Here is a 14169-nt window from a genome sequence, read left to right as displayed (position 1 = left end):
CTACCCCCTTCAATCTAAGCAAGCTAATTTTTGAGCCAGTAAGTCGGCAATTTCTTCTTCAGACAATGTTTGCAAGTGGGTTGATAACTCACCATCCTCATCTGCTTGTAGTGACGTTACAGTACCTGTTGGTTGTGGCTTTACAGAATGTGCTTGTTTTGACGTTACAGTGGATGCTAAAGAAACCCCCTTTGGTAACAATTTCTGCCCTAAATACCTAGCCAACTCTCTAATATTTGGACATTCCAGGATTAACGTTGTAGGCAGAGAGCAGCCTATGCTGGCTTCTAGTTCCTCCTTTAACTGAACAGCCATCAAGGAATCCATACCCATATCAAAAAAACCTTGTTGTGGTTCTGGTAATTGAGAAAGTTCCAGTTCCATAACCTTAGCAACTTCAGTTTGAAGATAACTAATTAAAAGATCCTGGCGCTCACTTTCGGTCGCTACCTCTAATCTTTGTAGAATTGCTGACTGCTGCTTCTGCTGAGTGGTGACAATCTGTGGCAGTACTTTTATCTTTTCTAACAGCGGACGTGGACCCCTCACTTCATAAAGTCTCTTAAAGAGAGCCCAATCTACATTAGCTGTTGTCATTTGGGAATAATTGCCTTGGAGCAAAAATTCTAAAGCCGTCAGAGCTTGCTCTGGTTCCAGCGCTTTAATTCCTACCTGAGTTAACCACTGCTGTGCTTCCAAAGAAGCAGCCATCCCAGCGTCAGCCCACGGACCCCAATTTATGCTTAATGTCGGCAATCCCAATCCTTGACGGTAATGGGTTAGTCCATCAAGAAAATGGTTGGCTGCGGCATAATGAGCTTGTCCTTTTGAGCCCCACACCGCAGCAATTGAGGAAAAACTCACGAAGAAGTCTAGTTTTAGACTCTGGGAGAGTACGTGCAAATTCCAAGTTCCAAACACCTTGGGACTAAGCACAGCTAAGAGTGCATCTAAATTCATATCCTCAATAGTTTGGAACCCCAGTACACCAGCGCCATGAATAATACCTTGCACCGGGGGCATTGTTAACTTAACGTGCTCTAGCAATTTCACCATATCTGTCTCATTAGAGACATCAGCCTGAGCCACTAAGATTTTAGCTCCTGTTTCTTCAAAAGCCCGAATGGTTTCTTGTGCCTGAGTGGAAGCTTGGCTACGTCCAACAAGAACTAAGTAGCGGGCTCCTTTTCTTACCATCCACTCAGCTATTTTAAGCCCTAAAGATCCCAGCCCTCCCGTAATCAAGTAAGTGGCATTTGGCTTTAACAATAGTAGTTTTTGAGGTTCTGATACCTGGGTTTTTACTAAACGGGCTACGTGTCGTTTTCCTGAGTCAAAGGCGAGATAGTCTTCTCCTTGGGAATCCTCAATTTCTGCTAACAATGTCCTTGCTTCATCTAAGACAGGTTTCGGGGCTAAATCGAGGATACCACCCCATAAATCTGGGTATTCAAGAGAAAGAGATTTCCCAAAGCCCCATAAAGAAACTTGCCCTACGGCTGGTAATGCGGAACTTACAGCCATTGCACCTCGCGTCACCAACCACAATCGAGGTAAAGCGATTTTATCCTGCTTAACGAGTGTCTGCACGAGATGTAAGACGCTACCACATCCTAAAATTTGAGCTTGTTTGAGCGTAGAAAGTGCTAACTTATTTAGAGGTGCTGCCTCTAAACTCCATAAGTGGACGATCTTCAGGATTGAAAGTTGATAAGTTTTCCAAATCTCTTTGAACAGACGCTCAAAATCTTCAAGATGAGCAGGGTTAAGATACCAAGTTCCTTGAGTTGCTAAACTTTGGTATGCTTCCCCAGGATAAACAAGAACACAAGTATAACCCAGCAATTTTAAAAGTTCTGCCAGCGCTTGTCCTACACCACTAAAGTCAGCCAAAATGAGATACAAACCTTGTTGTTGGCTCAAAATTCTTTCTCGAGCGGTGTTTGCCAAACGTGGTTTGAGTTCCCACTCCAATTGATAACACCAATCTTTGATGAATTCTCCTCTCATCTGTTGTTGGTGTTGCTGAACCAATACTTCCAGTATTTCAGGTATTAATTTTATCTTTTCTTCTGCAAAATTCCCTATTTGTTGTAACAGTTCCGATAGTTTTTTACTATCCCCTTGGTGCAAAAGTTGCACAATTGGGGTTGGAATTTGTTCTTGTGATAAGGATGGAGTTTTTTGTTGCTCCTGTTTAGTTTTATCAACCCAGTACCTTTGTTTGGCAAAGGGGTAGGTTGGCAATTGCAGACGGCGATGTGAATAATCCCGGTGAAAGCCCCACCAGTCTATAGGTACTCCACGGTTGTACAATATCCCTAAAGTCTGAAGGATGACCTGCCAATCGGATTGGTCTGCACGCAGGCTGGGTAACCAAGTACCTACTCCTTCAGGGAAACAGTTGCGACCCATTTCTGATAAAACTGGGTTTGGTCCACACTCTACAAACAGCTCATAATCTTCCTGCTGCAGAGTTTTCATACTCGCTACTAAATTGACTGGTTCTTGCGATCGATAATACCAGTATTTAGGATTCTGCATCTCTGTTGTCACGAGTTCCCCTGTGACAGTGGAAATGATACTGATTTGTGGAGATGAGTAAGTCACTTCCTGGCTTATTTGCTCCCAAGCCCGCCCATTCTGCGTTTTGGGCTGCATCAAACCAGCCCTCGTACATATTAGGCGAAGCCCATCCTCCAGGCTAAAGACTCCTGCGACGCAAGCGGCTACATATTCCCCAAGATCGTGACCCATAACAACTGCGGGCTTGATTCCCCAGGATTGCCACAACTGCGCCAAGGCATACTCTACTGCAAATAGTAAAGGCTCTGTGTAAGCAATTTCATCCAGCAGACCAGTGTTATGAGATTGGGGGTAAAGCAATTCCAGCAGGGATTGTTTTAAATAAGACTGCAGAATTTCATTGCAGTGGTTGAGGGCAGCGCGGAAGGTGGGTTGGGTTTCATAGAGTTGATGACCCATTTTCAGCGACTGGGAACCTTTGCCTGGAAATAGGAAACCTATTTTAGGCTGAGTTATTTCTTGCACTTGCCCCGTTTGGAAAAGTGCTTCTTGTCCAGAAGTAAAGGCGACTAGCTGTTCACTCAGTTCGGCAGTTGAGGAAGCTACTATACTAAGTCGGTATTGAAAATGCGATCGCCCAATATTCGTAGTACAGCAAATATCTCCCAGAGCTAAAGAAGGGTTGTCTGCTAGATAGTTTTTATACCGAATAGCTAATTGCTGTAGTGCTTCCTCGGTCTTAGCTGAGAGCGTCAGCAAATGCAGGGGGCGTTCTACTTGCCCTTGTCTTGGTTGTGGTACTGGTGCCTCTTCTAACACAGCATGGGCATTGGTGCCACTCATGCCAAAGGAGCTAACTCCTGCTAATCTTTGTCTTCCATTGGAGACCCATGCCATCCGTTTTGTAGGTACCACCACTGGTAGTTCATGCCAGTTGATATGAGGATTGGGTTTCTTAAAGTGCAGATGGGGCGGTATTTCCTGATTTTGAAGGGCAAGGACTACCTTTATTAAACTTGCAACTCCCGCTGCTGCTTCCAAATGACCGATATTGGTCTTAACTGAACCAATGACTAGGGGTTCTTGTGGCGATCGCCCCTCTCCAAACACGGCTGCTAAGGCTCTGACTTCAATCGGATCTCCCAAAGATGTTCCCGTACCGTGGGTTTCTAAATAATTAATGCGAGCGGGGATTTCCTTTGCTCTTTTGAGGGCTTGGCGAAGCAAGGCTTGTTGAGCTAAGCCATTAGGAACCGTTAACCCATTGCTAGAACCATCGTGGTTCACTGCCGAACCCCGAATTAAAGCTAAGATATTGTCTTCTTGTGCCACAGCATCAGAGAGGCGTTTCAGAACTAAAACCCCGCATCCTTCACCTCGCCCGTAACCATCTGCAGTTGCATCAAAGGTCTTACAGCGACCATCAGGGGAGAGAGCATGAGTTTGGCAGAGAAAAATAGTAGCTTCCGGTGACAGGACAAGATGTACCCCGCCTGCTAAAGCCATATCGCACTCTTTCCTACGCAGGCTTTCGCAAGCTAAATGAACGGCGACCAAGGAAGACGAGCAAGCTGTATCGATTGTCATACTCGGTCCTTGTAAACCCAGAGTATAAGACAACCTACCCGAGGCGAAGCAAAAGGCATTACCCGTGCCATCATAGGCGTTAATGCGTGTTGGATCGCCACAGTTGAGTTGTAATTGAGCGTAATCGTTTTGACCAACGCCTACGAAAATTCCCGTATTGCTACCACTGAGTCGCTCGGGTGCGACTCCCGCGTTCTCTAGTGCTTCCCAGCTCACTTGCAACAACAAACGCTGTTGGGGGTCTATACTTTTCGCTTCCCGAGGAGAAATCCCAAAAAATTGGGGGTCAAACTGGTCTACCTGCTGCAAAAAGCTACCAAATTTGGTATATATTTTCCCCAAACTCTCAGGCTTTGGATCGTAATAAGCATCAATATTCCATCTCTCTGAAGGAATCTCTGTGACAGCATCCATTCCATCACGTAAGAGTTGCCAAAACATTTCTGGGTTTTGGACCCCTCCAGGAAATCGACAACCCATGCCAATAATAGCGATTGGTTCTGTTTTGGAATGCTCAACAGCTTCCAGCTTACTTTGCGCTTCCATAAGAGCAAGAAGCAGCCTCTTTGATGAAGATAGTCGATCGACTCTTTCGGAAATGCTGCTCATTTTACTGACCTCTCAGTAAGATTTCTAATTTTGCCAGTTCCTCCGAAAGCGACTCTTCTACTCTATCATCGGAAAGCTGTTCTATCTTTGATAAAACTCTATCTCGTTGCTCTTCTTCTTTCAGTGGTCTTTCAGCATAAACAACAGATTGGTTCCACTTGAAGACTTCGTTTACCAAATAGTCAGTAATATCTTTTATAGTAGAAAACTCTATTGCTAAAGTTGCAGGAAGAGAACAATTTAAAGACATTTCCAAACGATTCTTGAAGTCAACTGCCATGAGAGAGTCCATTCCCATCTCAAAAACATTTTGAGTTGTTGATAACTGAGATGGTTCTTGTCCCAGCACTTGAGCAATTTGAGCTTGTACGTGGGCTAATAAAAGTTCTTGACGTTTGCTTGCGGTTGCTTGTTCTAATCGTTGTAAAAATTCTGTTTGTGTTCGTACTTGTTTAAATTCCTCTTGCAACCCGTTTTCACGAACTAAATCGGACAATAACGACCATTGAGGAGTTGTCCTAGACTGCCGCTTTAGGGTTGACCAATCAAAGGGAATTACACCAACCTGTCCCCATACCTGTCCTAATAACTGCTCTAACACCTGTAATCCCTGTTCTGAAGAAATGGAACTGATTCCCCGCCCAGTCATACGGTTTTGGTAATGACTGCCTAAACGAGCTGTCATACCAATATCGCTCCAAGGTCCCCAGTTGATGCTTAAGCTTGGCAGACCCAAAAAGAGACGATAATAGACTAAAGTATCTATAAAAGCGTTAGCTGCGGCGTAATTTCCTTGCCCTGGTGAACCAAGCAAAGAGGCGGCGGAAGAAAATACAACAAAGAAATCTAACGGCAAATCTTTCGTCAATATATGTAGATTCCACGCCCCTTTGACCTTTGGAGCCATCACTCGTAAAAAGCGCTGCCAATCTTGTTGTAACAAGATTCCGTCATCTAAGACACCAGCAGCATGAATGATTCCTCCCAGGGGTGGCATGCAGCCCTCAAGATCCTTGAGGACTTTGAGCATATCGCTTTGTTCAGACACATCTGCTTGTGCAACTAAAACCTTCACCCCTGCTTGTTGCATTTGAGCGATCGCCTCCTGTCCCTCACTGGAAGGAGCACTACGTCCGGTCAGAATTAAAGATCTTGCCCCTTGCTTGACCATCCACTGAGCGACCTTTAGCCCTAATGCCCCAAGCCCACCAGTAATCAGGTAACTGCTATCTGACTTTATCTTAACTTTTGAGGATTTTGACAATCGACGTGGTGCTAGAGCAGCAACATAATACTTTCCTTCTCGTATAGCGATATGGTCTGTGTCTGGTGAATTCTCAATGGCTGTCAACAGCATCCTTACTTCATCAGCTGTCCCTTTAGGAGCTAAATCTACCATTCCTCCCCAAAGTTGAGGGTGTTCTAAACTCACCACTCTGCCCAATCCCCACAAAGAAGATTGTGCCACTGCTAGAGAACTGGGTTCCGACTTGACTGGCTGCACTCCTCGAGTAACGAGCCAAAGCTTGGGCGAACTTAGCGGCTTGTGTTTAACTAAAGTTTGCACCAAATACAGTACACTAGCGTATCCCCAAGCCTGTGTTTTCTCCAGGGTAGAGATGGTCAACTCATTGAACAGCGTTACGTCTAAGTTCCAAAGGTGAACAACTCCTTGCAAAGGTAATTTGAGGATTTCTATGGCTTCCTGGAACAGACGCTCAAAATCTTCTGATTGACATGGGTTGAGGCTCCAAATTCCGCCTCCTTTGTTCTGATAAATCTCTTCAGCATAGATAAGGAGACAACTGTGACCTTGGTGTTGTAAAAGTTTGGCTAGAGTTTGCCCCACCCCTTCTTGGTCAGCGAAAATGAGCCAGCTACCAGTCGCTGTAACTATAGTCTTTTTGGAACTGTTTAGGGGTTTGGCTTGCCAATTGAGGTGGTAGAGCCAATCATTAATGTTACTAGCGCTTAGTTGCTCCTGGTGTTTCTTAACTAGGAGTTCCATCACTTTAGGCAGTAATTGCATCTCATCTTCTGAAAGTTCTCCTGTCATTGCTAACTCTTGAGCAATCTTTTCCGTCTCACCTTTGTGCAAGAGGTTGAGCATTGGCATTTGGGCGAGCTGAGGGGATAAAGATCCATTTGTTTGGTTGCCCTGTTGCCCTCTCTCAACCCAGTAACGCCGACGCTGGAATGGGTAAGTCGGTAGTTCTACCCGTCGCCGAGGATAGTCTTGGTCAAAGCTTGACCAGTTTACTTTTACTCCATGCACATATAATGTTGCAAGGCTTTGCAGGATCTGCTGCCAATCCGATTGACCCGGTTGTAAACTCGGTAGCCAATGTACAGTCTCTCCGCTGTTTGTCTTGAGTGCTGACAGACAGTTGCGACCCATTCCTAATAAGATGGGTTTGGGACCAATTTCTACAAAAAACCTGTATTCTTTCTCAGACAGATGCTCCATACTTGCTGCAAATTGCACCGACTGTAGCAAATGCTCGCACCAGTATCTGGGAGTGGTGATTTCCACCGTAGCAGGTTTTCCAGTGAGATTGGAAATAAAGGGAATTTGAGGCGGTGAGTAAGTGATTTCCCCAGCCACACTTTCAAACTCCGCTAATATAGGTTGCATTAGCGGAGAGTGGAAGGCATGGGACACTTGTAATGGCTTTGTCTTGATTCCTTGTGCTGCCAAAATTGCACAGATAGTATCAATACTTTGATACTCCCCGGAAATCACAAGACTTTGGGGACCATTAATAGCTGCAATGGCCACTACTTTATCCGGCTTCCCTACGGAAGGCTCTCCCAAACACGTCAATTTTTCGCCACAATCATTTAGAACTGCTTGAACTTGGCTTTGAGATGCCATCACTGCTATCATCTTGCCATTTTGGGGAAGTGCTTGCATCAAACGTCCCCGTTGGGCAATCAGTTTTAGACCATCTTCTAAACTAAATACACCCGCTATACAAGCAGCAACATATTCTCCCACACTGTGACCCATGACTGTGCTGGGGGTAATGCCCCAAGATTTCCATAATTCCGCTAGAGCATACTCAATGGCAAATAAAGCAGGTTGGGTGTAAGCAGTTTCATCAATTAGTGAAGTTTCTCCTGATTTGGGATACAAGATGCTAAGCAGGGATTTTCCTAAGTAGGGGCGTAAAATTTCATCGCATTTGTCTACGGTTCGGCGGAAAGTAGGAGCCTGTTCATAAAGTTCACGCCCCATGTTAATATACTGTGACCCCTGACCTGTGAATAAGAATGCAATTTTTAGACGCTTTTTATTAAGTACCTCACCTCTAATAAGTTGAGGAGTGTTTTCAGAATAGGCTAGGCTCAGCTTTTCACATAACTGTGATGCAGACTCAGCGACAACAGCCAAACGGTGGTGAAAATGCGATCGCCCAGTATTGGCTGTAAAGCAAATATCTCCTAACAATACTTCAGGATCGGCATGAGATGCCAAGAAATTTCTATACCTTTGCGCCAGTTCCCCCAAGGCTTGCTCGCTTTGAGCCGATAAGGTCAGTATATGCCGCGAGCGGTCGATGGTTCTTACAAGATATGGGAATGCAGGAGCTTCTTCAACTATAATATGTGCATTGGTTCCACCAAATCCAAAAGAACTCACCCCAGCAAATCTTTGTTGTTCGCGACCCCATTGCTGTCCCTCAGTAGGAATCGCTATAGGAGTGTTTTCAATTTTAATGTATGCGTTTAACTGCTTTAAGTGTAAATGGGGTGGAATCTCTTCGTGTTTTAAGGAAAGCACTACCTTTATCAAACCAGAAATTCCAGCTGCTGCTTCCAAATGACCAATATTAGTCTTGACAGAACCAACCCAACATGGTTTGTTCTGTTGGCGGTTTTCCAGGAATACAGCCTTGATAGAATTCATCTCTATTGGGTCACCCAAAGATGTGCCAGTACCATGAGCTTCTACATAGCTAATCTGGGCAGGTTCTACAAGGGCATTTTTCAAAGCCTGACGAATAACGGCTTGCTGAGAAGGACCATTAGGGGCTGTGAGTCCATTGCTAAGACCATCCTGGTTAACTGCAGAACCTCTGATAATTGCCTGAATATTGTCTCCATCTTTTTTAGCATCAGAAAGACGTTTAAGTACAACAAGACCGCATCCTTCTCCACGAGTATAACCGTCAGCACTCGCATCAAATGTCTTACATCGACCGTCGGGTGCAAGCATCAAAGCTTGAGAGCAATTCATGGTTGCCTCAGGAGACAAAATTAAGTTTACCCCTCCTGCCAAGCACAAGTCAGATTCTTCACTTTGCAAACTTCTACAAGCATAATGCAATGCCACTAATGAAGAAGAACAAGCGCTGCCGATCGCCAAACTCGGTCCTTGTAGATTTAGAATATAAGATAAGCGGTTAGCAGTAATACATAGAACATTACTTGTGGCATCATAGGCAGTCATACGGCTGTAATCTGCTGCCAGTAACTTGCTATAGTCGTAGTTGGCGACTCCAAGAAAAACCCCTGTTTGAGTACCAGAAAGATTTGACGGTGCTATTCCTGCATTTTCTAAACTTTCCCAGGCGACCTCCAAAACCAGCCGCTGTTGGGGATCCATACGCTCTGCTTCACCAGGCGAAATACCGAAAAAACTAGCGTCAAAGCAATCCACTTTCTCTAAAAAGCCACCCCAGCGAGTGTTCATTTTACCTGGTGTAGCTGGTTTTGGGTGATAACACGCATTAACGTCCCATCGCTCTGGTGGTACTTCAGTAATAGCATCTACCCCGTTATGCAAAAGTTGCCAGAAGGACTCTGGATTCTCAGCACCAGGAAAGCGACAGCCAAGACCAATAATTGCTATGGGTTCCATTTACACTTAATCACCTTAAAAATGGATACTTGTGGTCGTACAACATTGATAGTTAGCAGATAAGTGAGATGTGGGGAGGGAAGCTATAACGTACTATTCATCCAAAACCACCTATGACTGGCTACTGAATTTAGGCAACAGATTGAGAAAATCTTTTAAAAGCTTTAATGTTATGATGAACCGATCTACTAATACTCGCTCCTGAACTCACCAAACGCATTTCCCGGTTTACAGGCCACAGATAATCAACATCAGCAAAGGTTTGGCGGAGATTTGACAGTAACCTCTGGTGATGATTCAAAGTCAGATGAAAACCCTCATGCTCTTGACAGAAGCATTTTTCTAACCAGTAGAGTGCTTCAGAAGCAGACATATTAAAGACGGGAGTTTGTAGGATCTGGTAGATAAAATCTAAAAAAGAAGGGTCATCTTCAATAAAACGGTAAGGAACAGCACCAGAAAGTCCCTTAAGATTCCGTTGCATGGCATAATATGACATATTAGCAATAAATTGCTCATAAGCTGTTGGCTTGGAGAACAACTTATACACATCAAGACTAATAGTTTTGGAAATTGTAGTATGGAAAGACTCATCCAAAAAATGCCAATAGGAGACAGATGTTGGCGCTGGAATAAACTCCCCGTTTTTTTCTAACTGCCTAAAATATTGAACGTAATTGTATTCCCAGTTCTTGAGCATCATATTCGCAATTAAGCGGATAGCATAATAAGTAGATGCTAAGAAAGGTGAAGTCCCAAAGTTGATAGTTAGCAGTTGCATTGTTTGATACCGAAATGGGAATTTGCTAAAGACTCCATTTACTGGTATTTGAACACCCTCTTTCTGCTGTTCTAGTTCTTGTAAAAATTTACAAGGTTCTTTCTCTTGTGTTTCTAACAAAAATTTATTAATGAACCGTAAGCTCGAATAAGATGACTTACGCAAAGAACGTTCGATCTCAAAACGAGCGACAAAAGAATCATGCTTTGAGAAGTAGTTATGTTTATTATCTAGTATCGAAGATTTTTTTACAGTGGATTGCTTTAGTCGATCGCATTTTAGAGCTTTCTTCGTTAAGCGGCTAATCCTTTGAAAGGCGTGAATATGATAGCGTTCTTGCTCTGTTTCCAGGTCTAATTCTTGACAGAGAGTTCCCAGGTCTTGGAATTTAGAGAAAACACTACCCGTCATTGGATTGAATATCAAGGCTGTGATTTCATCAGTAGCTATTTTGCTATATTGTGTTGCCCAGTACAGGTGATTTAGAGCTAATTTTTGTGAAGAAGAACTTGCTTCATACAGCGGTGTACCATATAGAAGGGATTGCTGAGGTTCACTCCAATATTTATCGCTGTTACTATCGTAATCAAATTTTTTATCTAACTCGTGAATTGTCTCTGTATAACCAGATTTAAGATTATTTTCATAAACACTTTGTATGAGTTTAACAGGTTTTTGTGACACTGTTCGATCTACTTTTAAAGATCGATCGCTTGTAGATTTTCCCTCGGTAGCTTCTGGCATTTTTTATCATTCCTTTTTTTGATAACTTAAGCCTAAGACTTACTTTTTTAGAGAAAAAGTCAACAAAATTTTCCATTAATTCTGTCTTTTGTCTTCCAAGACAAACAAATGTCAGGAAATTTAACAAATGGGTGTATGACAGCTTTGCTTTACACACCCTAATTTTTCCTATTTTTTACATTGAACTACCTAGTTTTTTTGATAAAGCTTCAATATTAGGGTAATCATAAATTAAAGTAGGTTGTAATTCTCTCCCTAACAAGTCTTCCAATTCTCCAGTTAATTCGATAGCTGATGAGGAATTGAGATTGTAGCGATCGAAAGGAATCGACGTATTAATTTTATCTGGATTGACTTCTAATAATTCAGCCATGTAAGAAACCAACCAATCTTGTATTTCGTCTGATGTGAGGGGCTTTTGCAGAGAATTATTCTGGCTTTTTTCCAACTCAAATTTGTCTGATATTTGAATAATTTTGCTGTCCATCGCTCTCACCTTATTACTTAAGAAAATACTGGGTTTTCTGCAAATTTTTGATGCTTAATTACAGTCAATGAAGCAAATCTTAGTTTTCTGCTAATTTCTCATTGATGATTTGTGTTTTTTTACCAAGATTCCTTCTTAAGTCAGCGTTTTCACTCAATTCATCATATATGTGACATCTAAACTGTCATAAATCTCAGTGGGATATCTTTCTCTCAATATGAGTTGGGTGGGCAGTGCCTACAACATCAAAATGAACGTTTTCGTCATCTGTGGGCAGCGCCCACCCTAAAAAGTTAGCTCGATTGTAGGTACCTGCTGGAAGATGTCAGATAAATCAGCATTGTCTAACGTACATCTAAACCTCACTGATATTAGTAGAGAAATTTTTCATTAAGGAATTTAGTTTGTCTACTCTTCCCTTTCGACTACAATTTTTACACGAGTAAACAAAAAGTTAGTAGCCAACAGACCAGCACTACCCAACACTGATGCTAAGGGGAAGAAAGACAAACCCAGGGCTCCACCTACTAGCCCTGCTGTTAAGGGAATGTTTAACAGCGTATTTCCATCCTCTGTCTTAATTAAAATCCTCCTAATATTAGCTTGATATACTAGTTGATTGAGATCGTCAATAAGATTGCTACCAATACTTAATTCTTCTACACGAACTTTTGGTTTTACAACAACATCAGCATCGGAGGATTCTGTATGGATTGTTTCCAGTTTAATAGTTGTAATTTCTTGTGTAGTAGTTACTTCTTCCTGATTTTTATTGGTTGATTTTCTCATTTTTATGTTTCCTTTTGACAGTATAAACATTAAGAAGCTGAAGATGAAGAAAATATTTTCTACAGCTTGTCTAATATCTCACTCAGTTTATCTGCATATTTTGCTAAACTTCGAGGACGGTATTCTTTTCGAGCTTTCCAACGCTTAACCACGGTTATGTGAAGCTCATCCAACTCAGGGTTTACCTGGCGATCGCGAACTCCCCCCAATAAGAACAATCCAGGATCGTTTTTAAAATCACATTCACAGTCAGGGTTAATACCGCTTGGAATGGCGCTTGGATCTAAATCTAGACCCAATCCAAGCTCGCGAATTGAATCTATCATCCACTGCAATGCTGCGTCTGATAATCCACTGTACTCTTCTGTCCCACCACCAACACAGCCATGCTCGCCTGGAAACCAAACTTGACGCACCCTCTGGTTCTCTGCTTTGGGGTTCTTTGTCATGGGAGTTACCGTGAAAGCATCACGAAACTCATCTAACGCCATTGCGTGCAATGCATTTTCGATGCATGGATTTAAAGTTGTATCGTGGAATTTGTACCTTTGATTGAACTGCGCTCCAATTCCCAGGGAAATGGCAAGTGGTGGGATACCAAGCGCACCGACAGTGTCGAAACAACCGAGCAACTTGATTGGAACGCGCTCGCCGTGTTCCTGGCGATAATCAACGGCTTCTTGATCCTTGGGTTTAATACCTCTGTTGCGATAAAGTTCGTAAGCTTCTGGTGCCTCTGAAATGTAAGAGCGCGATTGCAATCCCGAACAATAAATCATACCAGCTAAGCTTCTGACAGTATAAGCGCCACGACTGAAGCCAAACAGATAAATTTCATCCCCAGGAACATAGTTGAGACAAAGAAAACGATAGCCATCCTGGATATTCTTATCAATTCCCGATCCAGTGGCTCCCCCTAACATCTGTTCAACTATATTACTATCAGTTCCAATTCCCTCATCATAAAATACGATTTGTGGAATTCCGTCATCAGCAACTGGTTTCACTGCTTGAGCTAGCTTTACCACATTAGACGGATAAGGGCTTTCTAATTTTTGCCAAGTCCCTTCACTACAAACTACAAGACGTTTCACAGTGTAAACTCTCCTAACATTAAAAGCTGTACGACGAAAAATTTGTTCCAGATACTTTCTTTTAGTGTACAAGCAATCAAAATTGCCAAGTAGCAAAATGCTCCCATAACAAATTTTGTTTGAATACTCGTAATTAAGATTAACGCTGCGACGCGTGTACTAGCCTAAGTTCTCAACTATGGGATAGCGGATTTAATATTGAACGTCAGTCTAAAAACGAAAACTAGTCTTCGTGTAATAAGTCAACAACAGTTTTTAGTGCAATCTATATAACTTTATCTTTTTTTTATAAAGCTAAAGTATTTGATTTGACCTGAATTGTTGCAAAATTTAATTCCTCTAGTCTCTTACCGTACATGAGTATCTGAAGTCATATTTTTTACATAATACGTAAATTTTTTCAATGATATCCCATACTTAACTATTGTTCACATAATTCAAGTTTACTAGCTTTTACCTGCTAACGATGGGTTCGCTAATATCTTACACTACTGTCTCTAACAGTGGAACATATTTCATTTACGTATAGATATATGAACGACAAGTGGCGTGCGATAGTCGTGCTTTGTGCTGCAATACTTCTAGCACTACATTTATTTGTGGCTGGAGCCTTAAAATATCTGCAAGCACTGTCGCTCGTATTTTACTTCTCAGAGAGTAACAAAAGTAGAGATATTGCTTAACTGTC

The 14169-nt window shown here is 42.5% G+C and carries 7 protein-coding genes; 1 reads left to right on the top strand and 6 read right to left on the bottom strand.

Annotation, left to right across the window (positions count from 1 at the left end; all coding sequences use genetic code 11):
- Positions 1–9: 9 nt before the first annotated feature.
- The 6 genes from ACYRY3_RS43425 to ACYRY3_RS43400 all read right to left on the bottom strand — a co-directional run bounded on the left by ACYRY3_RS43425 (position 10) and on the right by ACYRY3_RS43400 (position 13481).
- Positions 10–4722 (bottom strand): type I polyketide synthase, encoded by a 4713-nt coding sequence (locus tag ACYRY3_RS43425; RefSeq protein WP_460208040.1) that lies wholly within the window; start codon positions 4720–4722, stop codon positions 10–12.
- A gap of 1 nt (position 4723) precedes the next feature.
- Positions 4724–9586 (bottom strand): type I polyketide synthase, encoded by a 4863-nt coding sequence (locus tag ACYRY3_RS43420; RefSeq protein ID WP_460208039.1) that lies wholly within the window; start codon positions 9584–9586, stop codon positions 4724–4726.
- 130 nt (positions 9587–9716) lie between these two features.
- Positions 9717–11111 carry a hypothetical protein gene (locus ACYRY3_RS43415; protein ID WP_460208038.1) on the bottom strand — a complete coding sequence of 465 codons (1395 nt, stop codon included), beginning with the start codon at positions 11109–11111 and terminating at the stop codon, positions 9717–9719.
- Positions 11112–11286: 175 nt separating this feature from the next.
- Positions 11287–11598, bottom strand: coding sequence for an acyl carrier protein (locus ACYRY3_RS43410; protein WP_460208037.1), 312 nt, complete (start codon positions 11596–11598; stop codon positions 11287–11289).
- A 408-nt stretch (positions 11599–12006) separates the two neighbouring features.
- Positions 12007–12387 (bottom strand): DUF4342 domain-containing protein, encoded by a 381-nt coding sequence (locus ACYRY3_RS43405; RefSeq protein WP_460208036.1) that lies wholly within the window; start codon positions 12385–12387, stop codon positions 12007–12009.
- Positions 12388–12446: 59 nt separating this feature from the next.
- The gene (locus tag ACYRY3_RS43400) at positions 12447–13481 is read right to left on the bottom strand and encodes a DUF2235 domain-containing protein (RefSeq protein WP_460208035.1); all 1035 of its coding nucleotides are present in this window, start codon (positions 13479–13481) and stop codon (positions 12447–12449) included.
- A gap of 533 nt (positions 13482–14014) precedes the next feature.
- On the opposite strand from ACYRY3_RS43400, the gene ACYRY3_RS43395 reads away from it, so the two are divergent.
- A complete protein-coding gene (locus ACYRY3_RS43395; protein WP_460208034.1) occupies positions 14015–14164 on the top strand; it encodes a hypothetical protein in 150 nt (49 codons plus the stop codon).
- The last annotated feature ends 5 nt before the right edge of the window (positions 14165–14169 follow it).

The sequence above is a fragment of the Scytonema sp. NUACC21 genome (genome assembly GCF_054684315.1).
Note: the sequence above shows the minus strand (reverse complement) of the source record. Positions and strands in the feature narration are given on the sequence as shown.